17 protein-coding genes are annotated in these 18,635 nt (G+C 69.2%); 7 read left to right on the plus strand and 10 right to left on the minus strand.

Annotated features, from left to right (window positions below; all coding sequences use genetic code 11):
* Nucleotides 1–17 precede the first annotated feature (17 nt).
* Nucleotides 18–812 carry a ComFC family protein gene (locus tag ACODSC_RS08925; RefSeq protein ID WP_488813551.1) on the minus strand — a complete coding sequence of 265 codons (795 nt, stop codon included), beginning with the start codon at nt 810–812 and terminating at the stop codon, nt 18–20.
* Here ACODSC_RS08925 and ACODSC_RS08930 point away from each other — a divergent pair.
* Nucleotides 811–1,713, plus strand: a complete 903-nt coding sequence (locus tag ACODSC_RS08930; RefSeq protein WP_488813552.1) for a methyltransferase domain-containing protein — start codon at nt 811–813, stop codon at nt 1,711–1,713. The two genes, ACODSC_RS08925 and ACODSC_RS08930, sit on opposite strands and share 2 nt — an antisense overlap.
* On the opposite strand, the gene ACODSC_RS08935 is transcribed toward ACODSC_RS08930, so the two are convergent.
* The 6 genes from ACODSC_RS08935 to ACODSC_RS08960 are packed head-to-tail and all read right to left on the minus strand — an operon-like array spanning nt 1,710 to nt 5,135.
* The gene (locus ACODSC_RS08935) at nt 1,710–1,901 is read right to left on the minus strand and encodes a Flp family type IVb pilin (protein ID WP_488813553.1); all 192 of its coding nucleotides are present in this window, start codon (nt 1,899–1,901) and stop codon (nt 1,710–1,712) included. The genes ACODSC_RS08930 and ACODSC_RS08935 overlap by 4 nt on opposite strands.
* Before the next feature lie 24 nt (nt 1,902–1,925).
* The gene (locus ACODSC_RS08940; RefSeq protein ID WP_488813554.1) at nt 1,926–2,339 is read right to left on the minus strand and encodes a (deoxy)nucleoside triphosphate pyrophosphohydrolase; all 414 of its coding nucleotides are present in this window, start codon (nt 2,337–2,339) and stop codon (nt 1,926–1,928) included.
* Nucleotides 2,336–2,608, minus strand: a complete 273-nt coding sequence (locus ACODSC_RS08945; protein WP_488813555.1) for a hypothetical protein — start codon at nt 2,606–2,608, stop codon at nt 2,336–2,338. Before ACODSC_RS08945 ends, ACODSC_RS08940 begins: the two co-directional genes overlap by 4 nt.
* Entirely contained in the window at nt 2,592–2,816 is a 225-nt protein-coding gene (locus ACODSC_RS08950) for a colicin E5-related ribonuclease (RefSeq protein WP_488813556.1), read from the minus strand. The genes ACODSC_RS08945 and ACODSC_RS08950 overlap by 17 nt, the downstream gene beginning before the upstream one ends.
* On the minus strand, nt 2,816–4,219 hold the full coding sequence (argJ, locus tag ACODSC_RS08955; RefSeq protein ID WP_488813557.1) for a bifunctional glutamate N-acetyltransferase/amino-acid acetyltransferase ArgJ: 1,404 nt from the start codon (nt 4,217–4,219) through the stop codon (nt 2,816–2,818). The genes ACODSC_RS08950 and argJ overlap by 1 nt, the downstream gene beginning before the upstream one ends.
* Before the next feature lies 1 nt (nt 4,220).
* Nucleotides 4,221–5,135 carry a peptidylprolyl isomerase gene (locus tag ACODSC_RS08960; RefSeq protein WP_488813558.1) on the minus strand — a complete coding sequence of 305 codons (915 nt, stop codon included), beginning with the start codon at nt 5,133–5,135 and terminating at the stop codon, nt 4,221–4,223.
* A gap of 245 nt (nt 5,136–5,380) precedes the next feature.
* Here ACODSC_RS08960 and secA point away from each other — a divergent pair, with 245 nt between their 5' ends.
* The 4 genes from secA to ACODSC_RS08980 are packed head-to-tail and all read left to right on the plus strand — an operon-like array spanning nt 5,381 to nt 10,022.
* Entirely contained in the window at nt 5,381–8,230 is a 2,850-nt protein-coding gene (gene secA, locus ACODSC_RS08965) for a preprotein translocase subunit SecA (protein ID WP_488813559.1), read from the plus strand.
* 57 nt (nt 8,231–8,287) lie between these two features.
* Nucleotides 8,288–8,569, plus strand: coding sequence for a ribbon-helix-helix domain-containing protein (locus ACODSC_RS08970; RefSeq protein ID WP_488813560.1), 282 nt, complete (start codon nt 8,288–8,290; stop codon nt 8,567–8,569).
* Nucleotides 8,566–8,865, plus strand: a complete 300-nt coding sequence (locus ACODSC_RS08975; protein ID WP_488813561.1) for a type II toxin-antitoxin system RelE/ParE family toxin — start codon at nt 8,566–8,568, stop codon at nt 8,863–8,865. The genes ACODSC_RS08970 and ACODSC_RS08975 overlap by 4 nt, the downstream gene beginning before the upstream one ends.
* Nucleotides 8,862–10,022, plus strand: coding sequence for an aminotransferase class V-fold PLP-dependent enzyme (locus ACODSC_RS08980; protein ID WP_488813562.1), 1,161 nt, complete (start codon nt 8,862–8,864; stop codon nt 10,020–10,022). The genes ACODSC_RS08975 and ACODSC_RS08980 overlap by 4 nt, the downstream gene beginning before the upstream one ends.
* On the opposite strand, the gene ACODSC_RS08985 is transcribed toward ACODSC_RS08980, so the two are convergent.
* Nucleotides 10,023–10,928: a hypothetical protein gene (locus ACODSC_RS08985; RefSeq protein WP_488813563.1), complete on the minus strand. Its 906-nt coding sequence runs from the start codon at nt 10,926–10,928 to the stop codon at nt 10,023–10,025.
* 434 nt (nt 10,929–11,362) lie between these two features.
* Here ACODSC_RS08985 and ACODSC_RS08990 point away from each other — a divergent pair, with 434 nt between their 5' ends.
* A complete protein-coding gene (locus tag ACODSC_RS08990; RefSeq protein ID WP_488813564.1) occupies nt 11,363–16,237 on the plus strand; it encodes an NAD-glutamate dehydrogenase in 4,875 nt (1,624 codons plus the stop codon).
* Nucleotides 16,238–16,328: 91 nt separating this feature from the next.
* Nucleotides 16,329–16,796 carry a universal stress protein gene (locus ACODSC_RS08995; protein ID WP_488813565.1) on the plus strand — a complete coding sequence of 156 codons (468 nt, stop codon included), beginning with the start codon at nt 16,329–16,331 and terminating at the stop codon, nt 16,794–16,796.
* Between the two features lie 10 nt (nt 16,797–16,806).
* Here the strand turns inward: ACODSC_RS08995 and ACODSC_RS09000 are convergent, their stop codons facing one another.
* Both ACODSC_RS09000 and timA read right to left on the minus strand, forming a co-directional pair.
* Nucleotides 16,807–17,937 carry an MltA domain-containing protein gene (locus ACODSC_RS09000; RefSeq protein ID WP_488813566.1) on the minus strand — a complete coding sequence of 377 codons (1,131 nt, stop codon included), beginning with the start codon at nt 17,935–17,937 and terminating at the stop codon, nt 16,807–16,809.
* Nucleotides 17,937–18,575 carry a TIM44-related membrane protein TimA gene (gene timA, locus ACODSC_RS09005; protein WP_488814052.1) on the minus strand — a complete coding sequence of 213 codons (639 nt, stop codon included), beginning with the start codon at nt 18,573–18,575 and terminating at the stop codon, nt 17,937–17,939. The genes ACODSC_RS09000 and timA overlap by 1 nt, the downstream gene beginning before the upstream one ends.
* Between the last annotated feature and the right edge of the window lie 60 nt (nt 18,576–18,635).

Here is an 18,635-nt window from a genome sequence, read left to right on the forward strand (position 1 = left end):
CGGGCGCCGGGGTCCCCTTACATAATAAGTTCACGCGCGTTTCGCACCCTCGCGATGACGGCCAGGTCCACCGCGCGGGCGCCGGCCTCCATCAGGGCCCGCGCGCAGGCCTCTCCGGTCGCGCCGGTGGTCAGGACGTCGTCGATCAGCAACACCCGCCGCCCCTTGATCCGGCGACGCCCCTCCTCGGTCGTCGCAAAGGCCTTTTTGACGTTCAGCCGCCGTCCCCGCCGGCTCTTGCCGCCCTGGCTGGCCGTATGGCTGGTCCGCACCAGGGCGTCGGGCAGATAGTCCAGCCGCGCGGTCCGGGCCAGCGGCCGGGCGATCTCCGCCGCCTGGTTGAACCGGCGCGACAGCAGGCGAAACCGGTGCAGGGGCACGGGCGCGACCACATCGGCCTCCTCAATCAGCTCGGCGGCCGCCCGGCCGATCCAGCGCGCGAACAGCGGGGCGAACTGCTGCTGGTCGCCGTGTTTGTAGCGCAGGATCAGCCCTCGCGACGCCTCGTCATACAGACACGCCGCCCGCGCCCGCTGAAAGGCGTAGGGCTGGGCGAGGCAGGCGGCGCAGCGGCTGTCCGCAAAGGCGCCGCCGTCATATTCGAACGCCGCCCCGCACCCGTCGCAGACCGGCGCCTCCAGAAACCGGATCCGGCTCCAGGCGTCGGGCGTCAGGCCTGCGGCGGCCGTCGCCTCGCGGCTGTCGTGCGCCATCGGCGGCAGGATCAGGTCCGCCAACCCGCGTCCCGCCCCACGCAACTGTCGCCCCGCCCCTTCCCAGGCGCGCCGCCAGCCCCCATCCTGTTGATCCATGACCGCCCCCCAATCCCCTTCCGAAGGCCCCCCGCGCATCTTCGACCCCGTCCGGCGTCAGGCGCGGCTGGCGCGGTCCGCCGCCCGTTTCGACCAGGCCGACTTCCTGCACGCCCGCGCCGCCGCCAACGCCGCCGAGAGCCTGGAAGCCATACTGCGCGATTTTCCCGTTGCGGTCGATCTGTCCGCCCATCCAGGGGTGTTTGAACGCGCGGTGCTTTCCAGCGACGCCGCCGACCGCGTCGGCCCTATCCTGACGCCCGCCTCCCTGGCCCAGCGCGCGGCGCCGGGGGCCGGCCCCCTGCCGCTGGCGGACGGCTCCACCGATCTGATCGTCTCGCTGCTGACCCTGCACTGGGCCAACGACCTGCCCGGCGCCCTGGCCCAGATCCGGCGCGCGCTGAAGCCCGACGGCCTGTTCATCGGCACCCTGTTCGGCGCGGGCACGCTGAAGGAGTTGCGCGCCGTCCTGACCGAGGTCGAGCTGGAAGAGCGCGGCGGCGCCCAGGCCCGCGTCTCGCCCTTCGCTGACGGCTATGACGGCGCGGCCTTGCTGCAGCGCGCAGGCTTCGCTCTGCCCGTCTCCGACGTGGACCGGTTCACCGTCCGCTACGCCGACCTGTTCGCCCTGATCCGCGACCTGCGCGCCATGGGCGAGACCAATGTCTTGCACGGTTCGGTCCGGCCGCTCAGCCGCCGCATCGTCGCGCGCGCCGCCGCCCTCTACGCCGAACGCCACGCCCAGGCCGACGGCCGCATCCCGGCGACGTTCGAGATCATCCACCTGGCCGGCTGGAAACCGCACGAGAGCCAGCAGAAACCCCTTGCGCGCGGCTCCGCCAAGACCCGCCTCGCCGACGCCCTGGGCGTGAAGGAGATGACGGGCGAAGAGCCGGTCTAGCCGCCGATCGCAGCCTTCATGGCGGCGGTCAGCTTGCCGACCGTCACGGCGAAACCGCCCGTATTGGCGTTGCCCAGCGCGCTGACTGAAGCGACGATCCCCAGAAAGAGCAGGGCGCAGATCAGGCCGTATTCGATGGCTGTGGCGCCGTCCTCGTCACGCAGGAACCGGCCGATAAGACGTCTCATGGCCGGCCTCCTGGTCGGCGGTGATCAGAGCAGGTCGCGCAACCAGGCGACCAGAGGTTCGTCCGCCGGCGGCATGGGATAGTCCGAAAGCGTGTTCGGCTTCACCCAGGCCAAGCCGTCGTGCTCACGCGCCGTGACCACGCCGTCCCACCGTCGGCACAGATATAATGGCATCAACAGGTGAAACGAATCGTAAGCGTGGCTGGCGAAAACGAACGGCGACAGACAGTTTTCGCTGACGTCGATGCCCAGTTCTTCCTTCAGTTCGCGGATCAGGGCCGCTTCGGGCCGCTCGCCCGGCTCCACCTTGCCGCCCGGAAACTCCCATAGCCCGGCCAGTTTCTTGCCCTGCGGCCGCTTGGCGATCAGCACCCGCCCATCCACATCGATCAGGGCGACAGCGACGACCAGGACGGTGGGAAGCGACGCGCCGCTCACCCGGCCTTCCGCAGCCAAAGGTTCGACCGCTCGTCCATGTCCGAAGCGCGCGCGACGGCGACCAGCACGTCCGCATCGCCGTTGGCGCGCCGTTCGACCACGACCTCGTCGCCGGGTTCGAAGGCCCAGCGTTCGTCCTCCGGAACAGGGTCGTCGCTCAGGTGAAAGACGTGGTCGCTGACGGCGCGAGCCTTCACCGGACGCCAGACATCGACGGCGTCGTCCACGATGCGGACGTGGACATCAGTCCAGTCAGTAGATGAAGCCATCGCCGCCGACATGAATAACCTCTCCGGACTCGTCCTCGATCACCACCGAACGTCCCGTCTCGGGATGAATATAGCGCGTCGCGGGGCGGTCTGTCTCGCGGTTCGCCGCCGCGATGCGGGCGCCGCTCGCGACCGCATCGGCGATCTGATCGTCCGTCCAGCCGCGCGCAGCCATCTGCCGACGCAGCTTGTCCGGCCGTTTGACCATCAGCTGCGATAGTCGCCGTTGATCTCGATGTAGCCCTTGGTCAGGTCGCAGGTCCAGACGGTCGCAGAGGCCCGGCCTGCGCTCACGTCCACCGTGATGTCGATCTCGGGCCTCTTCATATAGGCGCTCATCTTCGCCTCGTCGTAGGTCTCGGACGGCGCGCCGTCGACGGCCGCGACGTTCGGGCCGAACCTGATGCCCAGGCGGTCGCGATCCACCGGCTCCTCGGTCTTGCCGACCGCCATGACGACGCGGCCCCAGTTGGCGTCCTCGCCGGCAATGGCGGTCTTGACTAGGGGGCTGTCGGCGATGGACTTGGCGAGTTTGCGGGCCGAGGCCGGGCTGGCCGCGCCGTCCACCGTCACCTTGACGAATTTGGTCGCCCCCTCGCCGTCGCGCACCAGCTGGTGCGCCAGGTCCAGCATCACCTTGTCCAGGGCGGCCGAGAAGCTCTTCAGCCGCCGATCCCCCACCCGCCCGATGCGCGGCGCGCCAGAGGTTCCGGTGGCGAACAGCAATGCCGTGTCATTGGTTGAGGTGTCGCCGTCCACCGTCACGCTGTTGAAGGTGGTGCGGACGTGCAGGCCAAGCAGCGCCTGCAGCACATTGGGATGGATGTCGGCGTCGGTGACGATGAAGGCCAGCATGGTGGCCATGTCCGGCGCGATCATGCCCGACCCCTTGGCGATCCCGGCGATGCGGACCTTGTAACCCTCGATCTCGGCCTCGGCGTAAGAGCCCTTGGGGAAGGTGTCGGTGGTCATAATGCCCCGCCCGGCCCTGGCCCACTGTTCGGACGGAGGGGTGTCGGCGTCCAGCCCGTGCTCGATGTCGTGCAGCCTGGAGACGATCTTCTTTTCGTCCAGCACCACGCCGATCACCCCGGTCGAGGCCAGCATGACGTCGCGCTGGCGACAGCCGAACCGTTTGGCGACCTCGGAGGCCGTTCGGCGGGCGGCGTCGGCGCCCGCCTTGCCGGTGAAGGCGTTGGCGCAGCCGGCGTTGACCACCAGAGCGCGCACGTCCTTGCCCCCGTCCGTCCCCGCCAGATGTTTCTTGCACCAGTCCACGGGCGCCGAGCCGATCTTGTGGCGGGTGAAGACCCCGGCGCAGCTGGTGCCGCGCGCAAAGCGGAACACCACCAGATCATCGCGCTCGTGCTTGTAGAAGCCGGCGCGCGCGGTGGCGATCTCGACCCCGCCGATGGGCGCAATGGTCGGGAAGGGCACGGCCAGGGGCGAAATCTTCAGTCCCGGCTTGCCGGCGGCGGGCGCAGGCGTCGTGGCCGCCGGGTCCCACCCCGGCGTGCGGGTGGCGCGCTTCAGGGCCGTGGCGAAGGGGTCCAGCGCCTTTTCGAACGCATGCTCGATCTTCTGGCCGGTCGTGGAGGGGGGCTTGGTCATGTCAGGCGGCCGGTGCGGGAGACGGGGTGGGCGACGGGGCTGGCGAAGCAGGGGCGGGGGCCGCCTGTCCGGGCAGAAGCACATCCACCTCGGCCTTGCCGCGAAGCTGCTCCAGCAGCTGACGCACGCCCTCATAGGTCAGATAGCGCACGATCTGCGGACGCGCCTGCTCCAGGGTCGGCGGGTTTTCCTTGCGCCGATCCTCGACCCTCAGCACGGCCCAGCCGCCCTCGGTCTGGAACGGGCCGACGGTCGAACCGGCCGGCTTGTCGCGCAGGGCGTCGGCATAGGCTTGCGGCATGACGTCCAGCGTCGAATAGCCCAGGTCCCCGCCCGAGAACCGCGTCGCCTCATCCACCGACCGTTCCATGGCCACCGCCTCGAACCCGGCGCCCTGGCCCAGAATGCCGATCACGGCGTCGGCCTCGGGCTTGGTGCGCGACAGGATCAGGCGCACGCGGATCTCTTCCGAGGTCTTCGCCAGCCGAAGCTGCTCGTTATAGAGGGTCTGCACCGCCTGATCGGACACGGCCTTGTTGACCACGCTCTCCACCAGCATGTCGCCCAGGATGCGTTCCCGCGTCGCCTCCAGCCGCCGTTGCGCCAGGGGCGAGGAATCCAGTCGCCGCCGTTCGGCCTCGCCGGCCAGCAGCTTCTGGTCGATCACCTCGTCCAGCACGCGGCGGAAAAGATCCGACGTCGTATCCAGCGGCTCGCCCTCGCCGATCAGGCCTTGCGCCACGGCCTCGCGCTTCACGTCCGACGCCCAGATGGTCTTGTCCTGAACGGTGGCCACGGCCCTGTCGCCCTGTTCGGGCGGCCGATCGTCGCCGCCGCCCGAACAGGCGGCCGTCGTCAGGGCGATGGCGACGAGCGCCGTCGTCAAGAGGCTGGAAGGTCGCCGGAATGGGGTCAAGGGGGCGCTCCGTCGAAGGCGGCCGAAAGCCCCTCGCGTTGACAGGGGTTAGGCCGGTGCTTAAGTCCCGCCTGCGCCCAAGTCGAGGGGTTTTGATCGTCTGCGCGGCCCTTCGCGCGCGCCTGTTGCGGCGCTCCGGGGCCGCCACCGGTTCGGGCCTCTCTCGCGGCGTCCGTATCGCCGCCCCTCACGGGATTTCCAGAGCCGCTCAGCTCGCAGACGCTCGACCGCTTACCGGATCCAACATGCTCGGCTTCGCCAAGAAACTTTTCGGCTCTTCCAACGACCGCAAGGTCAAGGCCTTCCAGGACCACGCCCAGCGCATCAATGCGCTGGAGCCCAAGTTCGCCGCCCTGTCCGACGACGAGCTGCGGATGATGACCGACGCCTTCCGGGATCGTCTGGCCAACGGCGACACGCTGGAGAAGATCCTGCCCGAGGCCTTCGCCGTGGTGCGCGAGGCCTCCAAGCGGGTGCTGGGCCAACGTCAGTACGACGTCCAGCTGGCCGGCGGCATGATCCTGAACGAGGGCGGCATCGCCGAGATGCGGACCGGCGAGGGCAAGACCCTGGTCGCCGTGGCGCCGGTCTATCTGAACGCCCTGCCCGGCAAGGGCGTGCACGTCATCACCGTCAACGACTATCTGGCCCGCCGCGACGCCGAGACGATGGGCAAGGTCTATCGCTTCCTGGGCCTCGAGGTCGGCGTCATCGTCAACGGCCTCAGCCAGGGGCAGCGCCAGCAGGCCTACAACGCCGACGTCACCTACGGCACCAACAACGAGTTCGGCTTCGACTATCTGCGCGACAACCTGGTCTATGACCGGCGCGAGATGGTGCAGCGCCCGCACAACTTCGCCATCGTCGACGAAGTCGACTCCATCCTGATCGACGAGGCGCGCACGCCTCTGATCATCTCGGGCCCGACCGAGGACCGGTCGGACCTCTATAAAATCCTCGACGGCCTGATCAAGGAACTGATCAAGGACAAGGACGCCTACGAGCTCGACGAGAAGCAGAAGCAGGTCCTGCTGACCGAACTGGGTTCGGAACGGATCGAAGAGGCGCTGGAGGCGGGCGGTCACTTCGCCGCCGACACGACCGGCCTGTATGACGCCGCCAACATCAGCCTGGTCCACCACGCCAACCAGGCCCTGCGCGCCAACACCCTGTATCAGCGCGACAAGGACTATATCATCAAGGGCGGCGAGATCGTTCTGATCGATGAATTCACCGGCCGTATGATGACCGGCCGCCGCCTGTCCGAAGGCCTGCACCAGGCCATCGAGGCCAAGGAAGACGTCAAGATCCAGCCCGAGAACCAGACCCTGGCCTCGGTGACGATCCAGAACTATTTCCGCCTGTACGAGAAACTGTCGGGCATGACCGGCACGGCCGCGACCGAGGCGCAGGAATTCGGCGACATCTACAAGATGGACGTTCTGGAAGTGCCGACCAACCGGCCGATCCAGCGCAAGGACTATGACGACGAGGTCTATCGGACCCACGCCGAGAAGAACCAGGCCATCGCCAAACAGATCGCCGAATGCCACCTGGCGGGGCAGCCGATCCTGGTCGGCACGGTCTCGATCGAGCGTTCGGAACAGCTGTCGGACCTGCTGAGCACGTTCGAATACAAGGTCGAGGTCTCGCGCGCGCTGAAGCCGGAATATGCGGGCAAGGCCAAGGAGGCCGAAAAGATCGGCGACGCCGCCTATGACATCACCTACGAGACCAAGCTGCGCGGCATCCCGCACAGCGTCCTGAACGCGCGCCAGCACGAACAGGAAGCCTATATCGTCGCCGACGCCGGCCTGCCGGGCGTGGTGACCATCGCTACCAATATGGCGGGCCGCGGCACCGACATTCAGCTCGGGGGCAACCTCGAGATGAAGATGCAGAAGTGGCTGCTGGAACAGCGCAACATGGCCGTCGAGGTCACGCCGGAAATGGAAGCAGCCAAGGAGGCCGAGTTCAAGGCCGAGATCGCCGTCCAGAAGAAGATCGCGCTGGAGGCCGGCGGCCTGTTCGTCTTGGGCACCGAGCGCCACGAAAGCCGCCGCATCGACAACCAGCTGCGCGGCCGCACCGGCCGTCAGGGCGACCCCGGCACCTCGAAATTCTATCTGTCCTGCGAAGACGACCTGCTGCGCATCTTCGCTGGCGACCGCCTCGACTCGATCATGAAGACCTTCGGCGTGGCGGAGGGCGAGGCCATCACCCACCCCTGGCTGAACCGCGCCATCGAGACCGCCCAGAAGCGCGTCGAGACCCGCAACTACGACATCCGCAAGAACCTGCTGAAATACGACGACGTCGTGAACGACCAGCGCAAGGCCGTGTTCGAACAGCGTCAGGAGTTCATGGACTCCGAGGATCTGTCGGAGCTTGTCGGCGACTTCCGCCGCGACGTCGTGTCCGACCTGGTCGAACGCTACATGCCGCCCAAGGCCTATGCCGAACAGTGGGACATCGACGGCCTGGACGAAAAGGTCCGCTCGACCCTGGGTCTGGAGCTGCCGCTGCACGACTGGGCTGCAGAGGAAGGCGTGTCGAACGAGGAGATCGAGGAGCGGCTGCTGGCCGCCGCCGACGCCCGCGCCGCCGAACGCCTGGAACAGATCGGCGCCGACCAGACGCGCGGTCTGGAAAAACAGTTCATGCTGCAGATGATCGACATGCAGTGGCGCGAGCACCTGGTCCATCTGGACCACCTGCGCGGCGTCATCGGCCTGCGCGGCTATGGCCAGCGCGACCCTCTGAACGAATACAAGACCGAAGCCTTCTCACTGTTCGAGAACCTGCTCTACGACCTGCGCCACAACGTCACCCGCTGGCTGATGACGGTCGAGTTCCGCTTCCAGGCCCCGCCCGAACTGCCCGAGTTCCAGGAAATCCACCTGAACCCCGGCACCGGCGAGAACGAGATGGCCAATCCGTCGGCCCAGAACCCGGAAGGCGCGCTGATCGGCGACGACCGCTCCAAACTGCCGATCGAGATGCTGCCGCCCGGCTGGGAAATGACCGGCCGCAACTCCCCCTGCCCCTGCGGCTCGGGCCGCAAGTTCAAACACTGCCACGGGGCGCTGGTCTAAGCCGCGCCGCTTGCCTCGACGCGGTCTCTGGACGATCCTGATCGAAAGGAGACCGCGATGGGCAGACACGAACGGATATCGACGGACCTGCCGGCCTATATGGTCGGCGAACTGCGCGCCGCCGTGGACGCCGGCGAGTTCGCCTCCACCGACGAGGCCGTGCGCGAGGCCCTGACCCACTGGCTCGTCGGCCGCTCCACGACGCCGATGACCCCGGACGAGCTGCGCGAACACCTTCAGGCCGAACGTAGCGGTCCCGGCGAAGACGCCGAGGCGGTGTTCGACCGGCTAGACGCCAAATACAGCGCCCTCGTTGCGGCGGATCAGCCCAAGGGATGAAGGTCGTCTTCTCGCCCGGCAGCGAGAGGGATCTCGAACAGATCGCCGATCATATCGCCCAAGACAGTCCGCGCCGCGCCCTCAGCTTCGTTCGTGAACTTCGCGCCGCAGCCCAGGCCCTGGCGCTGGATCCCGAGAGCCGGCCCAGGGCGAACTTCGATCCGCGCATCCGCCGATCCGTCCTCGGCGCCTACAATCTCTATTACGCCGTCCTTCCGGGTGAACTTGGCTTCCTGGCCATCGTTCATGGCTCGCGAGCGGACGACGCCGTTCTGTTCGATCTGGTCAAGCGATGAGCCACAAATCCCTCTTCTCCCGCGCCCTGTCGGCGGCCCCCGAGCGGCTGCATTTCGCCGCCCACAGCCACCATCTGTGGCCCGACGCCAGTTTCGAGGCCCAGCAGCAGGCCTGGCTGGACGCCAATCTGCATGCGGATCACAAGTGGGACCTCGTCTTCGGCGAGGTGATCCCCCAGGCCCAGGCCCATGTCGCCGCCGAGCTGGGCCTGCCGTCGCCCGACAGCGTGGTCTTCTCGTCCAACACCCATGACTTCCTTCTGCGCCTGTTCTCGGGCGTGGAGCGGACTCCGGTCCGCATCCTGGCGACGGACGGCGAGTTCCACTCCTTCCGCCGTCAGGCCGAGCGATGGGAGGAGATCGGGGCGGCGGTGGTGACCCGCGTGCCGCTGGCCCCCTTCGACACCTTCGCCGACCGCTTCGTCGCGGAAGCGAGCAAAGGCGGCTACGATTGGATCATGGTCAGCCAGGTCTTCTTTCGCACCGGCGGGCTGTTCGACCGGATCGAGGATCTCGCCGCCCTGGCCAGGCCCGAGGGGCCGTGGGTGCTGGTCGACGGCTATCACGGCTTCATGGCGACGCCGACCGACCTGTCGTCTGTGGCGGACCGGGTCTTCTATGTCGCCGGGGGCTATAAATACGCCATGGCGGGCGAGGGCGCCTGTTTCCTGCACGCCCCGCCCGGCTTCTGCCCCCGGCCGGTGATCACCGGCTGGTTCGCGGAGTTCGGCGACCTGTCCGGCCCGCCCGGCGGGGTCCAGTACCGCAGCGACGGCGGCCGCTTCTGGGGCGCGACCTTCGACTGTTCGGCCCTTTATCGCTTCAACGCCGCGCGCCGGATGCTGGACGACCAGGGGCTGGACACCGCCGCCGTCGCCGCCCACGCGCGTGACCTGGCAGGCCGTTTCCAGACGGCGGTCCGCGACGGCCGCGCCGGGGTGCTGGCCCAGGCGGACATCCTCAATCCGGTCGAGGACGACGCCCCCCGCGCCCGCTTCCTGGCCCTGCGCCATGCCGACGCCCAGGCCTGGTGCGCGGGTCTGCGCCGGGCCAACATCGTCACCGACGTGCGCGACGACGTGATCCGCTTCGGCTTCGGCCTCTATCAGGACGCCCCGGACGTCGATCGCCTGATCGAAGCCTGCCGCGCCCTCTGATCAATAGAAGGTCGTGTCGTCCGACTTCCTGGGCGCGGGCGCGGCCCGGGGCGTCGCGTTCGGCCGGGTCTGCGGCGACGGCGCAGGCTGGGCGCCGTTCGGGGATTGGGGCTGGGATTGGGTCGCGTCCGGCGTCGGAACCGGCTGCTGGCCGTCCACCGGCGGAATGGCGGGCAGGGTCGGATAGGGCATGGCGGGGGCCTCGCCCTCGGTGACCTCTTCTTGCGGGGCGACCACCTCGTCGGCCGACGATCCCAGCCGGTCCGGCGCGCCCACGTCGTCGCGGATGAAGGCCCAGGCGCGGCGATCGGCGCAGCCGCACGCCTTCAGGAAGCCGTTCTGGTCGCGCCACAGGATGAGAGGATAGCTGATCTCGACCCCTGAATCCCGCAACAGCCCGCCCAGCTTCTCCTCGAACCGGCGCCCGGCCTCGACCACCGCCGTGCGCGCCAGATTGCCGTCCGCCTGGGGCACGCCGGCGGCGGTCCAGCTGCGCGCCGGGGTCGCCATCCAGCGCTGGTAAAGCGCCCAGTCGCGGGTCAGCCACAGTTCGGCGACGGTCGCCCGCTCGGCGGCCGTGGATTGGGGTGCGCCCTCCAGGTCGGGCCGGGCGAACAGGACGAACCGGGTCTCGACCCCCGCCGCCTTCAGCTTGGCCACCTCGTCGCGCTCGTACCGCTGGGCCGAGGCGCTGTCGCGATAGGTGACGATATACAGGGCCTGCCCCCCGCTGCCGTCCGACACCCAGGACGCCTCGTCGAGCAGCTGCTGGATCTCGGCCTGATGCTGGTTGATCGTCACCGGCTGGAACCGCGAATAGAAGTTCCAGTAGGCCCAATAGCCTGCGCCCGCGAGCAACAGGGCGACCACGGCCGCGACGACCGATCCTATCAGAAAACGACGCATGCGATCGGGCGCTCCAGCTTCACAGTCGATCCGACACAACGCATAGCATCGAAATCCGTTGTCGGCGTGACGCGCGCGTTTTGGTCAGGCCGAATTGTCGCGGCGAAATCCGTCTTCGCGGCTCTTGAACGGCGATGGCCGCTTCCCATCTTCGTCTTCGACGCTGCGGGACATCCCCCTCCGAACCGCAGCGAAGCGAGACCGGCGCCCTCCCCTCCCCTCCAGGCGCCGCTCGCGCAGGCCGCCGGACCCCCCAGTCCGGCGGCTTTCTGCTTTGTGGCGCTGCACAATAATTCCAACCTTATCGCTGATCATCACAACGATCGGTCGCCGGGGGCTTCCCGAGCGACCGGACCTGGCCTAGTCAGCGAGGGTGGCGCCCCGTCGCGCCGCATTCCTTAGCGGCCCTGCCGTGTCGTTCGAGACTGCTCTTCATGACCGTCCCCGATCTGCGCCAATCCTCCGTTCAGCCGATCACCAAGGCCGCGCTGGAGGCGGCCTTCGCCCGGATCGTGGGAACCGGACCCGGCGCGGCGGAGCAGGCCTATCTGGCCCAGGCGCATGAGGACTACGCCGCCGACGAAACGCCCGAGCTGGGCGGCGAGGATTTGGCCGCCCTTCTGGCCGCCTCTTGGAAGGCCGCCCAGGACTATCCTCAGGATGCCTCGGCTCCCGTCATCACTGTCGGGCCCCTGGCCGGCGCGGACGGCAAGGCCTTGGACTACGACCTGATCCGCATCGTCCAGTCCGACGCCCCCTTCCTGGTCGACAGCGTCATGGGCGTGCTGGCTGACGCCGGCGTGTCCGTGCGGGCGCTGTTCCACCCGATCGGCGACGTGGGCGGCCGCCGCCTGTCGATCATCATCCTGGTCATCGACGCCGTCCCGCAGGAGCGCCGCGACGCCCTGGGCGAGGGCGTGGCCCAGAGCCTGGCCGACGTCCACGCCGCCGTGGGCGACCACGAGGCGATGAACGCCCTGATGCGCCAGGCCGTCCAGCGGTTGGAGGCGACCCCGCCCAACGTCGATCCTGCGGTCCTGGCCGAGAACATCGCCTTCCTGAAATGGCTCAAGAGCGACCATTTCGTCTTCCTGGGCGCGCGCGACTACGACTATCCGCTGAACGCCGACGGCGACTACGAGGCCGAGGCCCCGCTCAGCCAATCCAGCGCGGGCCTGGGCATCCTGGCCGATCCCGACCGCACCGTGCTGCGCCGCGCCTCCGAGCCCGCCGTCCTGACCCGTCAGATGCGCCGTCAGCTGGACCTCAGCGAGCCGGTCACCGTGGCCAAGGCCAACGCCCGCTCGCGCGTCCACCGCCGCGCCTACATGGACTATATCGGGGTCAAGCGTTACGGCGCCGAGGGCAAGGCGACGGGCGAGACCCGTTTTGTCGGCCTGTTCACCTCCGAAGCCTACGACCAGCTGGCCAGCGACGTGCCCCTGGTGCGCCGCAAGGTCGCCAACGCCCTGGCCCGCGCAGACAAGGCCCCCGGCAGCCACAACGAAAAACGGCTGAAGAACATCCTCGAAAACTACCCCCGCGACGAGCTGTTCCAGATCGGCGAGGACGAGCTTCTGACCATCGCGCTGGGCGTGCTGCACCTGTACGACCGGCCGCGCATCCGCATCTTCACGCGCCAGGACCCGTTCGACCGGTTCGTCTCGGTCCTGCTGTTCGTGCCGCGCGAACGCTATGACGTCTCGGTGCGTGAGCGCATCGGCCATATCCTGGCCCGCGCCTGGGGCGGCCGCATTTCGGCCTGGTATCCCCAGCTGACCGACGCCCCGCTGACGCGGGTCCACTTCATCATCGGCGTGGAGCCCGGCGGCCATCCGGTCCCCGACCTGGCCCAGCTGGAGGCGGACGTAGCCGAGGCCGGCCGCGGCTGGATGGAACGGTTCGAGAGCGCCCTGCGCCGCGCCGACATCGACGACGTCGAGGTGGGGCCGCTCAGCGCCCGCTGGGCCCGCGCCTTCGGCCCCGCCTACCGCGACCGCTATGACGCCGACGAGGCCGTGCGCGACCTGCAGGAGATCGACCGGCTCAGCGCCGATGGCCTGGTCGCCCCCGGCGCGCCCCGGGCGGGCGAGCCCGTCGCCGTGCGCGCCTTCCGCGATCCGAACGACAGCCCGCTGCAGTTCCGCTTCAAACTCTATCGTCGCGGCCCGGCCGTCCCCCTGTCGGACGTCCTGCCGATCATGGCCGACATGGGCCTGAAGACGCTGGAGGAATACGGCTACCCCATCCGGCCCGCCAGCGACGGCGAGATCCACGTCCATGAGTTCCTGATGGAGGATCCGCGCGGCGAGGCCCTGGTCTTCGCCGATGTGAAGGCCCCGTTCGAGCGCGCCTTCGCCGCCGTCTGGACCGGCCGCACCGAGAGCGACGGCTTCAACCGCTTGGTGATCGAGCTGGGGCTGGAATGGCGCGAGGCCGCTCTGATCCGCACCCTGGCCCGCTATCGCCAGCAGACGGGTCTCGATCCGTCCCAGGCGGTGCAGGAAGAGGCCCTGCGCGAATATCCCGACGTCTCGCGCGCCCTCGTCTCCCTGTTCGCGGCCAAGTTCGGCCCCGAGGGCGGCTCGGCCGACGACCGTCAGTCGGCGGTCGCCGAACTGAACGACAAGATCGCCGGCCTGCTTCAGGACGTGAAGGCGCTGGACCACGACCGGGCCCTGCGCCGCATGGCGGCCCTGGTCGGCGCCCTGAAACGCACCAACTACTATCAGCTGGACGCCGAGGGGGCGCCCAAGCCGCACATCTCCATCAAGATCGCCTCGCGCGAGCTTGAGGACCTGCCTCTGCCCAAGCCCTTCCGCGAAATCTTCGTCTGGGCGCCGCACGTCGAGGGCGTGCACCTGCGCTTCGGCCCCGTCGCGCGCGGCGGCCTGCGCTGGTCGGACCGTCGCGACGACTTCCGCACCGAGGTGCTGGGCCTGGTCAAGGCGCAGCAGGTCAAGAACGCCGTCATCGTGCCGGTCGGCTCCAAGGGCGGCTTCTATCCCAAGCAACTGCCCCGCACGACGGACCGCGAGGCCATTCAGGGCGAGGCCATCCGCGCCTATCGCACCTTCCTGTCCGGCCTTCTGGACATCACCGACAACATCGCCGCTGACGGTTCGGTGACCCATCCGGCCAATGTGGTCGCCTGGGAAGGCGACGACCCCTATCTGGTCGTGGCGGCGGACAAGGGCACGGCGACCTTCTCCGACATCGCCAACGGCGTCTCGGCCTCCTACGGCTTCTGGCTGGGCGACGCCTTCGCCTCGGGCGGCTCCATCGGCTACGACCATAAGGCCATGGGCATCACCGCCCGGGGCGCCTGGGAGGCGGTCAAGCGCCACTTCCGCGAGATGGGCAAGGACATCCAGACCCAGCCCTTCACCATGGTCGGCGTCGGCGACATGTCCGGCGACGTCTTCGGCAATGGCGCGCTTCTGTCCAAGGCGACCCAGCTGGTCGCCGCCTTCGACCACCGCGACATCTTCATCGACCCCACCCCCGATCCGGCCACCAGCTGGGTCGAGCGCAAACGCCTGTTCGACCTGCCGCGCTCGTCCTGGCAGGACTATGACAAGGCCCTGATCTCGGCGGGCGGCGGCGTCTTCTCGCGCTCGGCCAAGTCGATCGAACTTACGCCCCAGATCAAGGCCGCCCTGGACATCACCGACGACGTGCTGGACCCCGTCAGCCTGATCCGCGCCATCCTCAAGGCGCCGGCCGAGCTGCTCTATCTGGGCGGCATCGGCACCTATGTGAAATCGGCGGCCGAGACCGACGCCCAGGTCGGGGACAAGGGGACCGACGCCCTGCGCATCAACGCCGAGGAACTGCGGGTCAAGGTGGTGGGCGAGGGCGCCAACCTGGGCTTCACCCAGGCGGGACGCATTGGCTTTGGCCAAACTGGCGGACGTATCAACACAGACGCCATCGACAACTCCGCCGGCGTCGACACCTCCGACCACGAGGTCAACATCAAGATCCTGGTCGGATCTGCCGTGACCAACGGCGTGCTGCCGGTCGAGGAGCGCCCGGCCCTGCTGGCCTCCATGACCGACGAGGTGGGCCTGAAGGTGCTGGCCCACAACTACGACCAGACCCTGGCTCTGACCCTGCAACAGGCCGAAGGCGTCGGCGCGCTGGACGCCCAGCAGCGGTTCATGCAGACCCTGTCGGCGCGCGGCAAGCTGGACCGCAAGGTCGAGGGCCTGCCCAACGACCTGCGCGTGAAGGAGTTGATGGCGGCGGGCGTTCCGCTGGCCCGGCCCGAACTGGCCGTCCTTCTGGCCTACGCCAAGCTGGAGCTGTCGGACGACATCGTGGCCTCGCAAGCGCCCGAGGATCCCTTCTTCGAACAGATCCTGGTCCGCTACTTCCCAGAACCTCTGGCCCGGTTCGAGCCGGAGATGAAGAGCCACCGGCTGCGGCGCGAGATCATCGCCACCGTCATGGCCAACGAAGTCGTCAACATGTGCGGCCCGACCTTCCCCGACCGCCTGCGCGGTTCGGCGGAATGCGACACCACCGCCCTGATCATTGCCTTCGAGGCCGCGCGTCGCGTCTTCCGCCTGGACCAGGCCTGGGACGCCGTCTCGGCCCTGGACCTGAAGATTTCGGCCGAGGCCCAGACGGCCCTCTATCAGGAGATCGCCGTGGTCCTGCGCCGCCAGACCTTCTGGCTGGCGCGCCGCGCCAAGGGCGGCGTCTCGGTCCAGGCCCTGATCGACCGCTACCGTCCGGTCGCTGACGCCCTCCAGACGGGAGGATCTGCGGTCCTGTCGCGCTTTGAACAGGGGCGTCTGGACGCGCGGGTCAAGACCTTCGCCGATCACGGCGCGCCCGAGGATTTGACGCGCAGCATAGCCATCATGCGTCCGCTGGTCGCCGCCGCCGACATCGGCGACCTGGCCCAGGAGGCCAACTGGCCGGTCGCGGCCATGGCGCGCCTGTATCACCAGGTCGGGGCCGCCTTCGACTTCGACCGCCTGCGCGCCGCCGCCGGCTCCATTCCGTCTGCGGACCATTTCGATCGCCTGGCGGTGCGCCGCCTGATCGAGGACCTGATGAACGAACAGGCCGCCCTGACCCGCGCCGTCGCCCGCGTCTCCGACCCTTCCGTCGGCGTCAGCGAGGATGCGGCCGAGGCCGCCGTGGACGCCTGGATCGGCTCCAAACAGGCCGTGGTCGAGGGCGTCCGCGCCTCGGTGGACGAGATCGAACAGTCCGGCGCCGGTTGGACCTTCGCCAAACTGACCATCGCCAACGCCACGATCCGCGACCTGGCGACGGCCTCGGTGATGGCCTAGTGCCCGCGACCGGCCTCTCGGCCTGCCTGAGCGCGCGCTTGACGGCGCGCGCTTATCCCGGCCTCTTCGGCCTTTAGCGGGAGAGGCCGGCATGCCGAGAAAGTTCCTCGTCGTCGTGGACGACAGCCCCGAGTTCGAGGCCGCCCTGCGGTTCGCCTCGCGCCGGGCGCGCTCCACCGGCGGGCGCGTGGTCATGCTGCGCGTCCTGCCCTCCAACAGCGACGCCCACTGGTCCGGCGCCCGCGAGGAGATCGAGCGTCAGCAGCGCGAGGAGGCCGAAGGCCTGATGACCCGGCTGGGCGAGGAGGCGCTGGAACGCTCCGGCGCCGCCCCCGTCTTCCTGATCGAACAGGGCGACGCCCAGGGCGCGATCAAGAAGGTCGTCGCCGCCGATCCCGAGATCAAGATCCTGGTCCTGGCCGCCGGAACCGGCTCGCGCGGCCCCGGCCCCCTGGTCTCGGCCATCATCAAACAGGGCGCCCAGCTGGGCGGCCGCAAGCTGCCCGTCACCATCGTCCCCGGCGAACTGACCGAAGACGAGATCGAGGACCTGGCCTGAGGGGAGGGGCCTAACCCTTCGGGACCAGGCGCCACATCCGCAAGGGGTGGCGCACGGTCCCGGCCTCGGCCCCGGCGGCGTCGCCGCGCCCCATATACAGGTCGGCCCGCACAGGTCCGCGAATGGCCGATCCCGTGTCCAGCGCCATGGCCAGGCCGCGATAGCTGGCCGTGGCGCCGCGCAGGTTGCCGCCGTCCGCCTCCAGCCACACCAGTTCGCCATAGCGCCAGTGCGACGGATCCACCGCTATGGCCCGCCGCTCGGTCAGGGGCACGCCCGCAGCCCCCGCAGGATGGCCGTCGTCGTCGGGGTCCAGCCGGAAGAAGATGTAGCGGGGGTTCAGCGCCATCACGGCCTGCGCCTCATAGCCCCTGTGGTCCGCCAGCCAGCCCCGGATCGCGTCGCCCGAGGTGCCGTTCTGCGGCAGCAGACCCTGCCGGGCCATCGGCCGCGCGATGCCGACGAAGGTCTTGCCGTTGTCGGCGGCGTAGGCGGCTCGGCCGCGTGTTCCGTCCTCGAACGTCAGATAGCCCGAGCCCTGGATCTGCAGGAAGAACAGGTCTTCGGCCCGCATCCAGGCCAGGGCCTGGTCCGGCCGCGCCTGGGCCTCGATGTCCGCCCGGTCGCCGGCCGCGCGGGGATTGGCGGGCTTGGGCAGGACGGGGGCCGAGAACTCGGCGTCCGGCCGGCGTCGCGCGGGATATTCCGGCGCGAAATAGGAGGTCAGCAGCCCCGGCCGGCCGTCCGCCGTCGCGGCGGGCACGGCGCTGAAACTGGCTTCGAAGAAGGCGCGGGCGTCGGACGGGGTGACGGTGGTCGTCGTCGCCATGGCCTTGGCCCGTCCGCAGACGGCGCGAGCGGCCGCATCCCGCGCCGCGCCGCACCCGTCCACATAGGCGCGAAAGGCCGCCAGGTGATCCTCGGCGCTCCAGCCCGGCAGGACGGCGGGGCTCAGCGCATTGGACGGCGCAGGCCGGGGGCGCTCAGGCGTCGGCGACGGAACATAAGGGACCAGCTCCGTCTGCGGTCCCGCCTGCGGTCCGGTCGGCGCGACAGGCGTCATAGGCCCGGTCGAACAGGCGGCGAGGGCCAGCGAACCCGCCAGCAGCGGCCAGGCGCCGACCTGGCGCAGGGCCGACATCAGGCGTTGGCCGGCTCGACGCGGGCCAGGACCCAGTTGGGATCGGCCGCGCCCAGGGTGCGTTCGAACGTCCAGTGTTCGGCCGTGCGGCGTTCCTCGACCACCGGCTCGCCGGTCTCGACGTCGGCGGGCTCGCCCGAGACCTTGGTCACCCGGCTGCGCAGTTCGGCCAGGAACCGCACCTTGGCCACGGCACGGTCGCCCTCGGCGGCGGCGCCTTCCAGATCGGCGCGGGGCGGAAACAGGAACTCGACCGTCTCGGTCTCGCCCCGCGTCTCGCGCGCCGCGATCCCGGCCTCGAACGAGGCCATGACATTGGGCTTCAGCAGCGGCGTCAGCGCCGCCCGGTCCCCGGCGGCGTAGCCCCGCACGATGGTCTCATAGGCCTGGCGCGCCCCGTCCAGGAACCGCGCCGGGTCGAAGGCCGGATCGCGCGCCTTCAGGGTGGCGATGGTGGCCAGGGTGGCCGGGTCGATGGCCGGGATCTTGGCCGCCTCGACCTGGGCCTGGCCGGGCGCCGCGATCTTGGCGTCCTCCTGCGGTTGGCGGCCCACCCGCTTGCCCAGCACGTTGTAGAGCTGGAACAGCACGATGGCCGCGATCACGGCGAAGACGACGATCTGGAACTGGACCGGCAGGTTCAAGGGGGATTTCCTGTAGCGAACGACGGGCGCGCCAAACATGCGTCTGGCGTGATT

The sequence above is a fragment of the Brevundimonas sp. FG128 genome, from assembly GCF_057809775.1.

Bases quoted from the DNA above. Each gene is read 5' to 3' on its own strand.
- ACODSC_RS08930 (WP_488813552.1), top strand. From the start codon at position 811: ATGACCGCCCCCCAATCCCCTTCCGAAGGCCCCCCGCGCATCTTCGAC.
- ACODSC_RS08925 (WP_488813551.1), bottom strand. From the start codon at position 812: ATGGATCAACAGGATGGGGGCTGGCGGCGCGCCTGGGAAGGGGCGGGG.
- ACODSC_RS08935 (WP_488813553.1), bottom strand. From the start codon at position 1,901: ATGAGACGTCTTATCGGCCGGTTCCTGCGTGACGAGGACGGCGCCACA.
- ACODSC_RS08945 (WP_488813555.1), bottom strand. From the start codon at position 2,608: ATGGCTTCATCTACTGACTGGACTGATGTCCACGTCCGCATCGTGGAC.
- ACODSC_RS08950 (WP_488813556.1), bottom strand. From the start codon at position 2,816: ATGGTCAAACGGCCGGACAAGCTGCGTCGGCAGATGGCTGCGCGCGGC.
- argJ (WP_488813557.1), bottom strand. From the start codon at position 4,219: ATGACCAAGCCCCCCTCCACGACCGGCCAGAAGATCGAGCATGCGTTC.
- secA (WP_488813559.1), top strand. From the start codon at position 5,381: ATGCTCGGCTTCGCCAAGAAACTTTTCGGCTCTTCCAACGACCGCAAG.
- ACODSC_RS08970 (WP_488813560.1), top strand. From the start codon at position 8,288: ATGGGCAGACACGAACGGATATCGACGGACCTGCCGGCCTATATGGTC.
- ACODSC_RS08975 (WP_488813561.1), top strand. From the start codon at position 8,566: ATGAAGGTCGTCTTCTCGCCCGGCAGCGAGAGGGATCTCGAACAGATC.
- ACODSC_RS08980 (WP_488813562.1), top strand. From the start codon at position 8,862: ATGAGCCACAAATCCCTCTTCTCCCGCGCCCTGTCGGCGGCCCCCGAG.
- ACODSC_RS08985 (WP_488813563.1), bottom strand. From the start codon at position 10,928: ATGCGTCGTTTTCTGATAGGATCGGTCGTCGCGGCCGTGGTCGCCCTG.
- ACODSC_RS08990 (WP_488813564.1), top strand. From the start codon at position 11,363: ATGACCGTCCCCGATCTGCGCCAATCCTCCGTTCAGCCGATCACCAAG.
- ACODSC_RS08995 (WP_488813565.1), top strand. From the start codon at position 16,329: ATGCCGAGAAAGTTCCTCGTCGTCGTGGACGACAGCCCCGAGTTCGAG.
- ACODSC_RS09000 (WP_488813566.1), bottom strand. From the start codon at position 17,937: ATGTCGGCCCTGCGCCAGGTCGGCGCCTGGCCGCTGCTGGCGGGTTCG.